This window comes from Streptomyces violascens (assembly GCF_014649955.1).
Classification (GTDB): Bacteria; Actinomycetota; Actinomycetes; order Streptomycetales; family Streptomycetaceae; genus Streptomyces; species Streptomyces violascens.
Genome location: NZ_BMUA01000002.1, coordinates 254764 through 270232, shown reverse-complemented (window position 1 = coordinate 270232; position 15469 = coordinate 254764). Strand labels below are relative to the sequence as shown.

At 71.9% G+C, this 15469-nt stretch carries 15 protein-coding genes and 1 riboswitch; of the genes, 10 read left to right on the top strand and 5 right to left on the bottom strand.

Translation table 11 applies throughout. The annotated features are described in order from the left end of the window. The first annotated feature begins 3 nt into the window (after nt 1-3). Nucleotides 4-903 (top strand): TIGR01777 family oxidoreductase, encoded by a 900-nt coding sequence (locus tag IE206_RS06330; protein WP_189961013.1) that lies wholly within the window; start codon nt 4-6, stop codon nt 901-903. A gap of 399 nt (nt 904-1302) precedes the next feature. Next, nucleotides 1303-2619, top strand: a complete 1317-nt coding sequence (locus IE206_RS06325) for an NAD(P)/FAD-dependent oxidoreductase (protein ID WP_189961012.1) — start codon at nt 1303-1305, stop codon at nt 2617-2619. 12 nt (nt 2620-2631) lie between these two features. Here the strand turns inward: IE206_RS06325 and IE206_RS06320 are convergent, their stop codons facing one another. Beyond that, on the bottom strand, nt 2632-4080 hold the full coding sequence (locus IE206_RS06320) for an NsdA family TPR-like regulatory protein (protein WP_189961011.1): 1449 nt from the start codon (nt 4078-4080) through the stop codon (nt 2632-2634). 244 nt (nt 4081-4324) lie between these two features. Here IE206_RS06320 and lipB point away from each other — a divergent pair, with 244 nt between their 5' ends. The 4 genes from lipB (at nt 4325) to IE206_RS06300 (ending at nt 7419) form a co-directional block, all read left to right on the top strand. After that, complete coding sequence (lipB, locus tag IE206_RS06315) at nt 4325-5122, top strand: lipoyl(octanoyl) transferase LipB (RefSeq protein WP_189961010.1); 798 nt, start codon at nt 4325-4327, stop codon at nt 5120-5122. A gap of 135 nt (nt 5123-5257) precedes the next feature. Continuing rightward, the gene (gene lipA / locus IE206_RS06310) at nt 5258-6214 is read left to right on the top strand and encodes a lipoyl synthase (RefSeq protein WP_189961009.1); all 957 of its coding nucleotides are present in this window, start codon (nt 5258-5260) and stop codon (nt 6212-6214) included. A gap of 265 nt (nt 6215-6479) precedes the next feature. Beyond that, entirely contained in the window at nt 6480-6692 is a 213-nt protein-coding gene (locus tag IE206_RS06305; RefSeq protein ID WP_053723984.1) for an SCO2195 family GlnR-regulated protein, read from the top strand. Nucleotides 6693-6711: 19 nt separating this feature from the next. Continuing rightward, on the top strand, nt 6712-7419 hold the full coding sequence (locus IE206_RS06300) for a DUF4191 domain-containing protein (RefSeq protein ID WP_053723983.1): 708 nt from the start codon (nt 6712-6714) through the stop codon (nt 7417-7419). Between the two features lie 90 nt (nt 7420-7509). Here the strand turns inward: IE206_RS06300 and IE206_RS06295 are convergent, their stop codons facing one another. Further along, entirely contained in the window at nt 7510-7977 is a 468-nt protein-coding gene (locus IE206_RS06295) for an RDD family protein (protein WP_189961008.1), read from the bottom strand. A 210-nt stretch (nt 7978-8187) separates the two neighbouring features. Between IE206_RS06295 and glnA the strand changes: the two genes are divergently transcribed. Together glnA and IE206_RS06285 are read left to right on the top strand one after the other, a co-directional pair. Further along, entirely contained in the window at nt 8188-9597 is a 1410-nt protein-coding gene (gene glnA / locus IE206_RS06290) for a type I glutamate--ammonia ligase (RefSeq protein WP_189961007.1), read from the top strand. Between the two features lie 164 nt (nt 9598-9761). Further along, nucleotides 9762-11654 (top strand): ABC transporter ATP-binding protein, encoded by a 1893-nt coding sequence (locus IE206_RS06285; protein ID WP_189961006.1) that lies wholly within the window; start codon nt 9762-9764, stop codon nt 11652-11654. A gap of 24 nt (nt 11655-11678) precedes the next feature. Here the strand turns inward: IE206_RS06285 and nicT are convergent, their stop codons facing one another. Next, the gene (gene nicT, locus IE206_RS06280) at nt 11679-12791 is read right to left on the bottom strand and encodes a Nickel transporter NicT (RefSeq protein ID WP_189961398.1); all 1113 of its coding nucleotides are present in this window, start codon (nt 12789-12791) and stop codon (nt 11679-11681) included. 29 nt (nt 12792-12820) lie between these two features. Then, a riboswitch (cobalamin riboswitch) is annotated at nt 12821-13018 on the bottom strand. A 90-nt stretch (nt 13019-13108) separates the two neighbouring features. Here nicT and IE206_RS06275 point away from each other — a divergent pair. Next, on the top strand, nt 13109-13483 hold the full coding sequence (locus IE206_RS06275; RefSeq protein ID WP_189961005.1) for an ArsR/SmtB family transcription factor: 375 nt from the start codon (nt 13109-13111) through the stop codon (nt 13481-13483). Nucleotides 13484-13548: 65 nt separating this feature from the next. On the opposite strand, the gene IE206_RS06270 is transcribed toward IE206_RS06275, so the two are convergent. Beyond that, the gene (locus tag IE206_RS06270) at nt 13549-13830 is read right to left on the bottom strand and encodes a hypothetical protein (RefSeq protein WP_189961004.1); all 282 of its coding nucleotides are present in this window, start codon (nt 13828-13830) and stop codon (nt 13549-13551) included. Between the two features lie 118 nt (nt 13831-13948). On the opposite strand from IE206_RS06270, the gene IE206_RS06265 reads away from it, so the two are divergent. Further along, nucleotides 13949-14308, top strand: a complete 360-nt coding sequence (locus IE206_RS06265) for an arsenate reductase family protein (protein ID WP_189961003.1) — start codon at nt 13949-13951, stop codon at nt 14306-14308. Nucleotides 14309-14492: 184 nt separating this feature from the next. Here the strand turns inward: IE206_RS06265 and IE206_RS06260 are convergent, their stop codons facing one another. Continuing rightward, the gene (locus IE206_RS06260) at nt 14493-15410 is read right to left on the bottom strand and encodes a Gfo/Idh/MocA family protein (protein ID WP_189961002.1); all 918 of its coding nucleotides are present in this window, start codon (nt 15408-15410) and stop codon (nt 14493-14495) included. Nucleotides 15411-15469: the final 59 nt, after the last annotated feature.

The following is a 15469-nucleotide window of genomic DNA, read 5'->3' as shown; positions in this document are numbered from 1 at the left end:
AGGATGGGATCCATGAAGATCGCGGTGACGGGTTCGACGGGACTGATCGGTGCGGAGCTGGTGCGCTCGCTGCGGGCGGACGGGCACGAGGTGCTGCGCCTCGTACGGCGCGAGGCCGAGGGGCCGGACGAGGTCGAGTGGGATCCGGCGCGCCAGTACGTGGACACGGCGGGCCTGGCGGGATGCGAGGCGGTGGTGCATCTGGCCGGGGCGGGGGTGGCCGACCACCGCTGGACGGCCGCGTACAAGAAGGAGATCCGGGACAGCAGGGTGCTCGGCACGGCGGCGGTCGCCGAGGCGCTGGCCTCGCTCGACACCCCGCCCAGGGTGCTGGTCAGCGGGTCGGCCATCGGCTACTACGGCGACACGGGCGGCCGTCCGGTGGACGAGTCGGCGCCGCCGGGCGACGGGTTCCTCTCACGGGTGTGCGTGGAGTGGGAGGAGGCGGCGGCCGCGGCCCAGGAGGCGGGCATCCGGACGGTGTTCGCCCGTACGGGTCTGGTGGTGGCCCGTGACGGCGGGGCCTGGGCGAAGCTGTTCCCGCTGTTCCGGGCGGGACTGGGGGGCCGACTCGGGAGCGGGCGCCAGTACTGGTCGTTCATCGCGCTGCACGACGAGGTGGCGGCGCTGCGGTTCCTGGTCGACACGGAGGAACTGTCCGGCCCGGTGAACCTGACCGCCCCGGAGCCGGTGACGAACCGGGAGGTGACGGCGGCGATGTCCCGGGCCCTGCACCGCCCGGCCCTCCTCCCCGTCCCGGCGGCGGCGATGCGGCTCGCGGTGGGCGAGGCGGCGTCGGACGCCCTGTCCAGCCAGCGCGTCCTGCCGGCGCGGCTGCTCTCGGCGGGGTTCAGGTTCGCGTTCCCGAGCGTGGAGGGGGCGATTGGGGCGGCAGCGGGGTAGGGGACCCCCATGACGGGCTGAAGATGCTCGGCCCTGGCAGGACCAGCCCTGCCAGGGGCGCGGGGAACTGCGCGAGCAACCACCCACGACCCGAGGCCGAACACCGGTTCAGGGTCGCGGGGAACTGCTCGACCAGCCGGCCACGGTCCGCAGCCGCACTCCCCACCCCACCCGCCGGGGTCTGGGGCGCAGCCCCAGGAAGCCACCCTCGCGAAGGAAACCCCTCCCCCGCCCACCCCGGGAGGGCCTCCGTGCGCCCGCCATGCCCCAACGCCCACCCCCGCGCGCATGGGCCCGCCCACCCAGAACGTACCTACTCTCTCCTCGAACCGCCGCATTCCGTGGGCCAGTTGGGGGCATGAGGCCTCCACCTACCGCGCCTACCCCGGGGAGGGCCACGTGCTCAGCACCGCACACCATGCGGACGTACTCATCGTGGGGGCCGGGCTCGCGGGCCTGTCAGCGGCTCATCAGCTGACCGGCGCGGGAGTCACGGTCAGCGTCCTGGAGGCGGCCCCGTCCGTGGGCGGCCGCATGTCGACCACCACGATCGACGGCTTCCGCCTCGACCGGATCGGCCAGCTGCTTTCGACCTCGTACCCGGAACTGACCCGCACTCCGGGCCTGGAGGACCTGCCGCTGCGCCCGTTCTCGCCCGGCGTCCTCGTGCACAGCGAGGGCCGGCACTACCGCGCGGGCGCGACAGGGAGCGCAAGGGGCGCACTGGCCGCCGCGCGCGCCCGCGCGAGCGCCCCTCGGGGCACGGTCACCCCGCTCGGGGGCGCACTCGACCAGGCCCGGCTCGGCAAGGCGCTCGCCAGGCTCGCCGCGACCCCGGTCGAGCGGATCGTCGCCCGGCCCGAACTCCCCATCGGCCAGGCCCTGTCGGGCCGGGGCCTGCCCGCCCGCACCCTGAACGGCTTCGTACGCCCGCTGCTCTCCGCGCTGCTCTGCGACCCGGACCTGACCACGTCGAGCCGCTGCGCCGACCTCGCGCTGCGCGGCTTCGCACGCGGCCGGCTGTGCGTTCCTGCGGGCGGCGCGGCCACCCTGCCGGAACTGCTCGCCGCGGCCCTGCCGCCCGGCACGGTGCGTACCGACGTGAAGGTGACGGCCGTCGCCACGACCTCGGTCACCACCGCCGACCACGGCGTGCTCGGCTGCCGCTCGCTGCTCCTGGCCACCGACGCCCCGGCCGCCGCCGAACTGCTGCCGGGCCTCAGGGTCCCCGCGTTCCACCCGCTCACCGTGCTGCACCACGCCGCCCCGCACTCCCCGCTGGCCGACCCCGCGCTGCTCCTGGACGCGGACCGCAGCGGCCCGGTGGCGTACAGCTCGGTGATGAGCGAGGTCGACCCGAGCCGGGCGCCGCGCGGCCGGGCGCTGATCACCTCGACCGTGCTCGGCACCCCGCCCGACGACCTGGAGCGTGCGGTGCGCCGCCAACTGGCGCGGCTGTACGCCACGTCCACGGACGGCTGGGAGCTGCTCGCCGTGCACCACACCCCGCAGGCCGTGCCGTCGATGCCCGCCCCACACGATCTGCGCCGCCCGGTCCGGCTGCTCGCCGGCCTGTACGTGTGCGGCGACCACCGCGACACCAGCACCGTCCAGGGCGCCCTCTACTCGGGCCGCCGCGCCGCCCAGGCGATCCTCGCCGACCTGGGCGTCCAGTCCTGGCACTCGGCCCCGGAGGTGATCCGCAAGGCGGCCTGACCCCCGCCGCCCTCACCCCAGCGCGGCCACCCGGTCCCGGTAGTTGCGCACCGCGGCGGCGTCCCGGTACGGCTCCAGGCGGCGCTCGAAGTCGCGTACGTACTCGACCGCGCGCACCGAGCGCATCTCGCTGGCCTGCTGGGCCGCCTCCGCGCCCAGCGCGCACGCCTGGTCGAGCTCGCCGAGGCCGAGCCGGGCCGTGGCGAGCACGACCCGGCAGAACAGCCGGGACCGGGCATAGCCGGGCGCGCGCAGTTGCAGCGAGCGCTCGGCGTGCTGGGCGGCCGCGCGGTACTGCTGGAGGTCGCGGTGGCAGTGGCCGAACTCGTCCGCGAGCTGCGCCTCGTCGAAGAAGCGGGCCCAGTGCGGCACGTCGTCCCCCGGCCGCGCGCTCTCCAGGGCCCGCTCGGCCCGCACGAGCGAGGCGGTGCACGCCCGCACCTCGCCGAGCACGCCGTGCCCGCGCGCCTCCACCGCGTTCAGGAGCGACTGCACGACGGGCGGCGCCGCCGACCCGACGCCCTGCTGGGCGACCCGGGCCAGCTGCACCGCCTCGCGGCCGTGCCCCAGATAGACCGCCTGCCGGCTCATCGTGACAAGGACGTACGAGCCGTACGCCCGGTCGCCCGCCGCCTGGGACAGCCGCAGCGCCTGCACGAAGTACCGCTGGGCGAGCCCGTGCGCGGCGATGTCGTACGAGGTCCAGCCGGCGAGTCTGGTCAGGTCCGCCGCGGCCGCGAACAGCCGGCGTCCCACGTTCTCGCCGTACGTGCCGCGCAGCATCGGCTCGGCCTCGTGCTCCAGATAGCGCACCAGGGCCTGCCGCGCGTGCCCGCCGCCGTAGGCGTGGTCCAGCGTGCGGAACAGCTCGCCGACCGAGCGGAGCGCCGCGATGTCCCCGCTGGTCACCCGCTGGCCGGGGCCGCGGTCGGTGGTCCGCTGGCGGGGCACCGAGGGGCGGCCCTGGACCGGGATGCGGGTCACGTTGCCCTGGGGGCTCGGCTCGCCGCGGCTCACCCGGTCGTCCGCGCGCCCGATCAGCCAGTCCCTGCTGGGGACCACCAGGCCCGCCGGGGTGAACGCGATCTTGCGGAGCTCGGCGTGGCTGCCCGAGTCCTTGCGCCAGAGCCCGCTGACGATGTCGACGGCCTCCTCGGGCGTCGCCGCGAACTCCAGGCCCGCGTACACGGGCGCACAGGCGTCGAGCCCGAGGTCCTGTGCGGAGAGCCGTCGGCCGAGCCGCCGGGTGAACACCTCGGCGATCAGCGCGGGTGTGGTGCCGCGCGGTTGCTGGCCGCGCAGCCACCGCGTCACCGAGGTCTTGTCGTAGCGCAGATCCAGGCCGTGCTCCAGACCGAGCTGGTCAACGCGGCGGGCCAGCCCGGCATTGGAGAACCCGGCTTCTGCGATCAGTGCGGCGAGCTGGCGGTTGGGGGTGCGCTGCGAGGGTCGTTCCGTCATCAGCTCTGCGTTCTCCTGCCTTCCGGGCCAATCTTGCAGCCCTCATGGAACGGCGAGAATTTAGCGGTCAATACGGCCGGTGCCGCCACCTTCGCCCCGCATTCATCCGATCGTGTGGTGACGTGCCGTTTCTTCCCGGGTCCGGGGGCCGTGCGGAGGCCCTCGAACACGGTCGTACAGTGATTGAGGGCGCGCACCGCATTGCATCCGCAGTGCATCCGAGAAGTTCGACAGGGGAGCTGGCGTGAACGAGCTGCGATTTGTCCGGCTGGGGTTCGGCGAGGACGCGGTCGAGTACCAGGAGGCCTGGGACGAGCAGCGCCGGGTGCACGCGGCCCGGTTCGCCGACGAGATTCCGGACACCTGCCTGCTTCTGGAGCACCCCCCGGTCTACACCGCGGGCCGGCGCACCGAGGACAGCGAGCGCCCCCTGGACGGCACTCCGGTCATCGACGTCGACCGCGGCGGCAAGATCACCTGGCACGGCCCGGGCCAGCTCGTCGGCTACCCGATCCAGAAGCTGCCCCGCCCGGTGGACGTCGTCGCGCACGTACGCCGCCTCGAAGAGGCCCTGATCCGTACCGCCGCCGACTTCGGCCTGGCGACCACCCGGATCGAGGGCCGCAGCGGCGTCTGGGTGCTCGGCGACCCCATCGAGCAGCGCCCGAAGCTCGGCGGACTCTCGCTCGACTTCGACCCGCGCCTGAACGACGACGAGTTCGACGCCCGCCTCAACGGCCCCGAGTACGCGCCCTCCAACGCCGGCCAGCGCCGCGAGGACCGCAAGCTGGCGGCCATCGGCATCCGCGTCGCCAAGGGCGTCACGATGCACGGGTTCTCGTTCAACGTGAACCCGGACAACACCTGGTTCGACCGGATCGTGCCGTGCGGGATCCGCGATGCGGGTGTGACGTCGCTCTCGTACGAACTGGGCCGCGAGGTGACCATCGCGGAGGTCCTCCCGGTGGCCGAAAAGCACCTGCGCGACATCCTGGAGAACGCGGAACTGGCCCCGCGAGAGATCGAGCGGGCCTCCGCGTAAGGGCGGAGCCCCGGGCGACGAGGGAATGCGGTAGAGCCCCCCCAGGGTTACCCCCGGCGGGAGCCGCACCCCACCTATGCAAACAACGGGCGTACCCTAGGTTCGCCGAAGAATCGAAGTCACAGGGAGCCGGACGTGTCCGCAGTCGCACCCGACGGACGCAAGATGCTGCGCCTGGAGGTCCGGAACAGCCAGACCCCCATCGAGCGCAAGCCCGAGTGGATCAAGACCCGGGCGAAGATGGGCCCCGAGTACAACCAGCTGCAGAAACTGGTGAAGAGCGAGGGGCTGCACACGGTCTGCCAGGAGGCGGGCTGTCCGAACATCTTCGAGTGCTGGGAGGACCGCGAGGCGACCTTCCTCATCGGCGGCGACCAGTGCACCCGGCGCTGCGACTTCTGCCAGATCGACACGGGCAAGCCCGAGGCGCTCGACCGTGACGAGCCCCGCCGCGTCGGCGAGTCGGTCGTCACGATGGACCTGAATTACGCCACCATCACCGGCGTCGCCCGCGACGACCTGGCGGACGGCGGCGCGTGGCTGTACGCGGAGACGGTGCGCCAGATCCACGCCCAGACCGCGGAGCGCGCCGAGGGCCGCACCAAGGTCGAGCTCCTGGCCCCCGACTTCAACGCGGTCCCCGAGCAGCTGGAAGAGGTCTTCTCCTCCCGCCCGGAGGTCTTCGCGCACAACGTCGAGACGGTGCCGCGGATCTTCAAGCGGATCCGCCCCGGCTTCCGTTACGAGCGCTCCCTCGACGTGATCACCAAGGCTCGCGACTACGGCCTGATCACCAAGTCGAACCTGATCCTCGGCATGGGCGAGACCCGCGAGGAGATCAGCGAGGCGCTGCAGCACCTGCACGACGCGGGTTGCGAACTCATCACGATCACCCAGTACCTGCGCCCCTCCGTGCGCCACCACCCCGTCGAGCGCTGGGTGAAGCCGCAGGAGTTCGTGGAGCTGAAGGAGGAGGCCGACGAGATCGGCTTCTCCGGTGTGATGTCGGGCCCGCTGGTCCGCTCCTCCTACCGTGCGGGCCGGCTGTACCAGCAGGCGATGGAAGCCCGGAGCACCGCCACCACCGCGTGAGCCCCGGCAGGCGCACGTGAAGCCGCTCACAAGCGGCTACTGATCAGTAATGGCCGATACGACGCGGCCCGTACCTTCCCCGCAGGTCGGGGCATGCGTACGGGCCGCGTCAACGTTTTGCCCGTCCGCATCAATGTTTCATTGGTGTTTGACCGCTCGGACACGCCCTGGTAACACCAATCAGTGACTCTGGCTTTACGCACCGCGCATGCCCCCACAGCCATCGCCCGTTTCCGACTTCCCGTCCCGAGGGGGGACCTCGACGATGCAGGCCGCTACCGCTCCGCAGACCGTGCGAGCCACCACGCTTCCGTCCGTCACCGGCGCGCTGCGCGCCATGGAGTCGCTGATCATGGGCTCCGGCCAGCGCACCGCCCGCCGCAACGCCTGGACCGCGGTTCTGGAGGACCGGCGCCGGGCCAAGGACCGCGTCGAGGCCCAGCACGTACTGGAGGCCGTGGCCACCCGCCGCTCCTAGGCCACGTAAACTTCCTGGTATGGCGAGGAAGGCAACCGCAGAGAGCGCTGCGAACGATGCGAATGCGGGGCGACTGAAGCAGATCGCCCTGACCTACAAGATGACCCGCAAGGCCGATTCCAAGATCGGACTTGTCATCGCCGGCGTGGGAATCGTCGTCCTCGGCGTCTTCCTCGCGATCGGTTTCCTGCTGGGGCACCCGGTCTATCTCGGCATTCTGGGCCTCCTGGTGGCCGTGCTCGCGATGGCGATCGTCTTCGGGCGGCGTGCCGAGCGGGCGGCGTTCGGCCAGATGGAGGGCCAGCCGGGTGCGGCGGCCGCCGTGCTGCAGAACATCGGCCGCGGCTGGACCACCACCCCGGCCGTGGCGATGAACCGCAGCCAGGACGTCGTCCACCGGGCCGTCGGCCGGGCCGGCGTCGTCCTGGTGGCCGAGGGCAACCCGAACCGGGTGAAGTCCCTGCTGGCCGCCGAGAAGAAGAAGATGGCCCGCATCGTGGTGGACGTCCCGGTCCACGACGTGATCGTCGGTGACGGCGAGGGCCAGGTGCCGCTGAAGAAGGTGCGCACCACGCTCCTGAAGTTCCCCCGCGTGCTGTCCGGCCCGCAGGTGACCGCGGCCAACGACCGGCTGCGCGCCATGGGCGACCTGATGAGCAACATGCCGCTGCCGAAGGGTCCGATGCCCAAGGGCATGCGGATGCCGCGCGGCGGAAAGATGCGCTGACCCTCACCTCGTACGCGAAACCTCGTACACGAACGAAGGCGGCCCGGACCGACATGGTCCGGGCCGCCTTCTGACGTGTGCGGGGCGGTTTTAGATCCTGACCTGGACCGCGCGGGCCAGGCGGTCGTGCAGGCCGCGGCCGTCGCGGTCCCAGATCAGCGCGGGGATCGCCAGGCACAGCAGTACGGTGCGGACGGTGACCCGGACGATGCCGAGCCGGCCCCCCTCCTCGGCGACCACGCGCAGGCCGAGCAGCCGCTTGCCGGGGGTGAACCCGACGGTGCCGACCGTCAGCACGGCGAGCACGAAGAACACCAGGAGCGCCCAGTTGTTGGCGGCGTGCATGTTGCCGCGGGCGATCAGCTGGTAGGCGATCAGGGCGCACAGGCCCCAGTCGATGAAGATGGCGCCGAAACGCCGGCCCAGGGGGGCCACCGAGCCGGGGCCGTCCTTGGGCAGACCGAGCCGCTCGCCCCGGTAGCCGAAGTCGACGCCCATCTCCTCGGCGGCCGCGCGGGGCCCCGAGAGCCACGATCCGATTGCTTGCCTGTTGTCCACGGATCCCACGGTACTGCGCCCGTTTTCGATCACTTCGGCCCGGGTCAGTCTTGGCAGCTTCGTCACCGGCCCGGTTAACTTGGGCGAAACAAACGGGTCACGCTTGAGAAATCCCGCCTGCCTATGGTCGGGTCCAGCGTGTGCCACCGCACTGGCCGCACGACCGAGCTGCAACCCCGCCCCTCCCCGGGTGGGAGTAGGAGGAGTTGGATGTTCCAGAACGCCGACGACGCGAAGAAGTTCATCGCGGACAACGACGTCAAGTTCGTCGACGTCCGGTTCTGCGACCTGCCGGGCGTGATGCAGCACTTCACGATCCCTGCGAAGGCGTTCGACCCGGCGGAGGAGCTCGCCTTCGACGGCTCGTCGATCCGCGGCTTCCAGGCCATCCACGAGTCCGACATGGCGCTGCGCCCGGACCTGTCGACGGCGCGTCTGGACCCGTTCCGCCGGGACAAGACGCTGAACATCAACTTCTTCATCCACGACCCGATCACGGGCGAGCAGTACAGCCGCGACCCGCGCAACATCGCCAAGAAGGCCGAGGCCTACCTCGCCTCCACCGGCATCGCGGACACCGCGTACTTCGGCCCCGAGGCCGAGTTCTACGTCTTCGACTCGGTACGTTTCGAGACCTCCGCGAACCAGGGCTTCTACCACATCGACTCCGAGGCCGGCGCCTGGAACACCGGTGCGGTCGAGAACAACCGCGGCTACAAGGTCCGTTACAAGGGCGGCTACTTCCCGGCCCCGCCGGTCGACCACTTCGCCGACCTGCGTGCCGAGATCTCCCTGGAGCTGGAGAACTCCGGCCTCCAGGTCGAGCGCCAGCACCACGAGGTCGGCACGGCCGGCCAGGCCGAGATCAACTACAAGTTCAACACGCTGCTCGCCGCGGCCGACGACCTGATGCTCTTCAAGTACATCGTGAAGAACGTCGCCTGGCGCAACGGCAAGACCGCGACCTTCATGCCGAAGCCGATCTTCGGCGACAACGGCTCGGGCATGCACGTCCACCAGTCCCTGTGGGCCGGCGGCGACCCGCTGTTCTACGACGAGCAGGGCTACGCGGGCCTCTCGGACACCGCCCGCTACTACATCGGCGGCATCCTCAAGCACGCCCCGTCGCTGCTCGCCTTCACCAACCCGACGGTGAACTCCTACCACCGCCTGGTCCCGGGCTTCGAGGCGCCGGTCAACATGGTGTACTCGCAGCGCAACCGCTCGGCGGCCATGCGTATCCCGATCACGGGCTCCAACCCGAAGGCCAAGCGCGTCGAGTTCCGCGCCCCGGACCCGTCGTCGAACCCGTACCTCGCGTTCTCCGCGCTGCTCCTCGCGGGCCTGGACGGCATCAAGAACAAGATCGAGCCGGCCGAGCCGATCGACAAGGACCTCTACGAGCTGGCTCCCGAGGAGCACGCCAACGTCCAGCAGGTCCCGACCTCCCTGCCGGCCGTCCTGGAGGCCCTGGAGGCCGACAACGAGTACCTGCAGGCCGGCGGTGTCTTCACCTCCGACCTGATCGAGACCTGGATCGACTACAAGCGCACGGCAGAAATCGCCCCGATCCAGCTCCGCCCGCACCCGCACGAGTTCGAGCTGTACTTCGACCTCTAGGCCTTGGCGGCTCCGCGAACCCCGAGCCCCGCTCGCCCCTCCCGGGCGGCGGGGCTCGCCGCGTTTTCCGGTTCGCTCCCCCCTATTGGGTGGATCACCGTACGACACGGGCCCGCTGGGGGATTCGTGCGGGAGAGTGGGCGGATTCCTAGCTAGGGGGCGGCATGGCGGAGGTGTTGGGCGGGCAGCCCGTCGATGAGCAACTGCGGTACCGCTCAAGCTCGTTGGAGGCGGCGCAGCGGCGGCCGGTGACCACGCGGACCATGGCGCGGCGGCTGCCTCAGCTCGTGCGGAAGGCGCTGGCGCTGGCCTGGCGGGTGGACCGGCGGGCCGTGCTCGTGCTGCTGTGCTGCCAGGCGCTCTCGGGGTTCTTCGAGGCGTTCGGGCTGCTCGCCACGACGCGTACGATCACCGCGCTGATCGCGAGCGGCGACATCGCGCACCGGCTGCGCGACGCGGTGCCGTCGATCGCGGTACTGGCCGGGGCGGCCGGGCTGCGGGCGCTGCTCGGGATCGTGGTGGTGAACATCTCCGGCCGGCTCTCGCCTCGGATCTCCCGCGAGGCAGAGATGCAGATGCTCGGGGCCGCCGTACAGGCCGAGTTGTCGGCGTACGACCAGCCCGGGTTCAACGACAAGCGCGAGGCGGCCGACCGGGGCGCCGAGGTCGCCCAGCAGCTCCTCACCGACTCGCAGGACCTCATGGCGTGCGTGGCCTCGCTGGTCGCGGCGGCCGGGGTCGTGACCGTCCTGCATCCGGCGCTGCTCCCCCTGCTCCTGCTCGCCGCGCTGCCGCAGGGCATCGCCGGGGTGAAGGCCGCGCGGGTGCACTACGAGGCGTCGCGGGCGATGAGCGCCGAGCGGCGCACCCTGAGTCTGCTGCGCTGGTTCGTGATCGACAAGGACACCGCCGACCAGCTGCGGTCCTGCACGATGGCGGACTTCCTGCTGGAGCGGTACCGGGCGATCGGGCGCCGGGTGGACGCGGCGACGGACAAGGCCGTGCACCAGGGCGCCCGTTACTCGGTGATCGGCGCCCTGGCGGGCGGGCTCGCGGCGGGCCTGGTGTGGGGCGCGCTCGCCTGGCTGCTCGGGTCGGGGCGGATGTCGGTGGCGTCGGCGGGCACCGCGGTGTTCGCCCTGCGTACGGTCGCCACTTCGCTGCACGGTGTCGTCGGGTACGGGACGCGGCTGTTCCGGACCGGCCTTTACCTGGACGACTGGGCGGAGTTCATCGAGGAGGCCGGCGGGCACCGGATGGCGCGCGGCACGCTGGCGCCGCCCGCGCCGGACGTCGTACGGGCCGAGTCGCTGACGTACCGCTATCCCGGCAGCGAGCGGCCCGCCCTGGAGAAGGTGACGGTCGAGGTGCGCAAGGGCGAGGTGCTGGCGCTCGTCGGCGAGAACGGGTCCGGCAAGACCACCCTCAGCAAGCTGCTCACCGGGCTCTATCTGCCCAGCGAAGGGGCGGTGACCTGGGACGGGGTCGGGGTGGAGCGGTGCGATCCGCTGGCCCTGTGGCGGCAGACCGCCGTCGTGCCGCAGGACTTCGCGCACTGGCCGATGTCCGCGCGCGACAACATCACGCTGGGGCAGCCGCACGGCGGCGACGAGTCGGTACGCCGGGCCGCCGCCCATTCCGGCGCGGCGGAGGTCGTCGACGGGCTGCGCAGCGGGTTCGACACGCTGCTCGCGCGGGAGTGGTTCGGGGGTGTGGAGCTGTCCGGCGGGCAGTGGCAGCGGATCGCGATCGCGCGGGCCTTCCACCGCCCGGCCGGGCTCCTTGTGATGGACGAGCCGACGAGCGCCCTCGACGCGCGCGCCGAGCACCGCATCTTCACGGGCCTGCGGACGATCGCCCGCGACCGGGCGGTGGTCCTGGTGACCCACCGCCTCGCGAACGTCGCCGTCGCGGACCGCATCGTGGTCCTCGACCGGGGCCGGGTCATCCAGGAGGGCAGCTTCGCCCAACTCGTGGAGGACGACGGCCTGTTCAGGGAGTTGTGGACGCTGCAGAACGACCGCGGAGGGGTGCCGGGGCCCCGGGAGGGTGCGTAACCGCACCAGGGCCTGGGCACACCCTCACGCGCCCGGGCCCACCGCCCACTTCTGCTCGACCTTGCCGAGCCGCCAGTACGCCAGCGCCGCTCCCCACACCACCACGAACAGGCCGACGATCACGAAGCCGACGTTGTCCAGGTTCAGGTCCGCGATCCAGCCGCTGACCGGGTCGGTGAGGTCGAGCTTCTCGTGCAGGACGCCGACCAGTTCGATGGTGCCGATGAAGAAGGCCACCGCGATCGACAGGCCGGTGATGGTGAGGTTGTAGTAGACCTTGCGGACCGGGTTCGAGAACGCCCACTGGTAGGCGAAGTTCATGAACGTGCCGTCGAGGGTGTCGAACAGGCTCATCCCCGCCGCGAACAACAGCGGCAGGCACAGGATCGCGTACCAGGGCAGTCCGGCGGCGGCGCCCGTGCCGGCCATCACCATCAGGGTGACCTCGGTCGCGGTGTCGAAGCCGAGGCCGAAGAGGAAGCCGAGCGGGAACATCTGGCCGGGCCGCGAGATGGACTTGGTGAAGCGGCCCAGGATGCGGTTCATGAAGCCCCGCGAGTCCAGGTGCGCTTCGAGCTCCTTCTCGTCGTACGCACCCGCGCGCATCGCCCGGAACACCTTCAGGATGCCGAACAGGGCGACCAGGTTGAGGGCGGCGATCAGGTAGAGGAAGGAGCCGGAAGCGGTGGTTCCGACCACGCCCATCACCTGGTGGGCGCTGGAGTCCTCGTCCATCAGGGTGCCCGCGAGGTGGGCGCCGCCGGCCACCAGGCCCGCCATGACGACGACCACGCTGGAGTGGCCGAGCGCGAACCAGAAGCCGACCGACACCGGCCGCTTGCCGTCGGCCATCAGCTTGCGGGTGGTGTTGTCGATGGCCGCGATGTGGTCGGCGTCGAAGGCGTGCCGCATGCCGAGGGTGTACGCGGTGATGCCGAGGCCGATGCCGTACGTCTTGGTGCCGACGGCGTAGTGCTCGGGGGCCACCAGGAGGAACAGGACGCCGAAGGCGACGACGTGGAGGGCGGCTATCACCGCGAGCAGGACGGCGGTGCGGACGGTGTCCTCGCGCCGCCAGTGGAAGGACGGAACGGCGGCGGCGCCCGTCTCGGGGGACGTGCGAACGGGCAGGGTCATGCGGGTCACGCTCCAGCACCTCGTGGATCACTTCGTGAGATGCCGCGGCCGGTCTCCTGGCTGACGGGCGGGTGCCTTCGTCCCGGCCTTCCCGGGCAGGTGGATCCTGGCCAGTGGCGTCGCGAGGGGACGGCGGCTCCCCGGAACCCGGGGAACCCGATCACAGTGGCGAGGGCCGCTCCGGTTTCGCACCGGTCTTCCCGAACACCACGGCGACGTCACCCTAGACGCTGGGAAGTTGCCTGCCCAGCTGCACACCTGTGCAGGTATCGAAGATCACACGGGCCACGCGGGCACGGCCCTGCGAAGATGCGCGCATGCATCTCGTTCCCGCCGAGCGCGCCGGCCACCGCACCATCGACGGCCACCGGGTCTGCGACGCCATCGCGGCGATCGGCGACCCGGGCCGGGTGCGGGCCTGGGCCGACCGCTTCTCCCTGCTCGCCGACCCCAACCGGCTCGCGCTGCTGCTCGCCCTGCACCGGGCGGGCCCGCTCGCCGTCTCCGATCTGGCGGTGGCGACGGGCATGCGCGACCCGGCCGTCTCGCAGGCCCTGCGGCTGCTGCGGGCGGCCGGAGCGGTTGCCGGCGAGAAGGAGGGGAGGGTAGTGCGCTACCGGGTGGTCGATGAGGCGACCGCACGCCTCCTCGACGAGTACGGGGCGGAGTGCGGCGCGGACGTGCGGAGTTGAAGACCGGCCCGGGGCACGCCTGCGGCTTCCCGAAGGCGTGACCCGGACCGGGATGCGGGTACTGCTCAGCGCCCGTCGTAGATCAGCGCACGCACCATCCGGCAGGTCGTCTCCGACGGCGGGTGCACTCCGATGAGCGCGGCCACGGTACGTATCGTGCGGTCCGGCGCCTGCTCCGGCCGGTACACCCCCGTGTCGAGCAGGGCGATGGCCAGGCGCATGGCCTTCAGACGCCGGTTGTGGGACTCGTACCACACGCGCGGACGCCCGGCGGGGAGCGGCACCTTGTGAAGGGGCTGGAGGGACAACTGTTTCGGGGCGTGCGAGGTGAGTACGGCAGCGGTCATGGGCATCCTCCTGGGCAGTCGGGAACCCTCACTTACTGCCTCAATTTTACTGGGGGGCACTGACAATCGGCCCTGGCCAGCCGGGCTTTGGGGGCGGATCGCGGGTAGCCTGGCGGCCATGGAGATCTGGATCAATCCGGCCTGTTCGAAGTGCCGCAGCGCGGTGGACCTGCTGGACGCGGAGGGCGCCGAGTACACGGTGCGCCGCTACCTCGACGACGTGCCCTCGCCCGACGAGATCCGGGCCGTGCTCGATCGGCTCGGGCTCGAACCGTGGGACATCACGCGCACGCAGGAGGCCGCGGCCAAGGAGCTCGGCCTGAAGGACTGGCCCCGCGACGCGGACTCCCGCGAGCGCTGGGTATCCGCGCTCGCCGAGCACCCCAAGCTGATCCAGCGGCCCATCATCACGGCGGACGACGGGTCCGCGGTGGTCGCCCGCACCGACGAGGCGGTTCGGGACGCTCTGTCCCGCTGAGCTCGCGGGGTGCGGCTCCCCTGCGGGGTGCGGCTCCCTTCCCTGCGGGGCGCTGGTCCCTGCGGGCGCTGGTTCTTCGGCTGCGGGCCGTCTGCGGCTGGTCGCTCCCCCACGTTCTCGGCTTCGCTCGAACAGGGGGACCCCCATCGCGGCGGAGCCGCACCATGTCACAGCCCCGCGCCCCTCAAGAGCGCCGGGCCCGGCCCAACTGTGCCTCTGCATCGGCCAAGAGCTCCGTGATCCGCGCCCCGAACCGTACGTCGCAAGGATGCGGCACCCCGGTTCGGGCTGCCTCGAGCAGGGCGTCGATCGCCGCGCCGAACGCGTCCAGTGCGCCTCCCCAGCCCGGCATCGTCTGCGCGCCCGCCTCGCCCAGTACCGAGACCTCCACGCCCGCGGCCGCCGGGGGTGCGGTGAAGCTCAGGCCGGCGGTGCTGGAGGCGCCCGAGGTGTGGCGCAGGATCAGGTGGGCGGTGTCGCCTGGGCCCGCCGCGGCGGTCAAGGCGGTCACCTCGCCGAGCACCCCGGTCAGCACGGCCAGCGCGTGCGGGCCCACGTCCCAGAGCGCGCCCTTCTCACCCCGCCAGGGCGACGCGGCGTACGGATTGCCCTCGGCGTCCGGGGTGAACAGGGACCCGTACCACTGGGCCCGCCCGGTGAACCAGCCGTCCACGGAGGCCTGTTGGGCCACCCACGCCGCGGTCTCCTTCGCGAACCGCAGCGTGAAGAACACGACGGAGGCGACCCGGGCGCGCTCGGCCGCCTCGGCCAGCTCACGAGCTCCCGCCACGCTCGTCGCGACCGGCTTGTCCAGGAGCAGGTGGCAGCCCGCCTGCGCGGCCCGGATCGCCAGCGGGGCCTGGACGTCCGGCGGCAGCGCGAAGGCGACGGCGTCGCAGTCCGCGAACAGCGCGTCGGCGTCCTCGTACACCGCGACCGTGTGCTCCTCGGCGAGCGCGGCCGCCGCCTCGGGGCGCCTCCCCCACACGCCCACGAAGTCGACGCCGGGGTGCGCGGCGAGCGCCGGGGCGTGCGTGGCGACGGCCCAGGGGCCGGTGCCGAGGAGGCCGATGCGGGGGGTGGTGCTGCCGGTCCGGTTCATAGGGGCCAGTCTGCCGGGTGCGGAATTCCGGTGGCGGGGCGAGGGGGAGGAAATGTTAC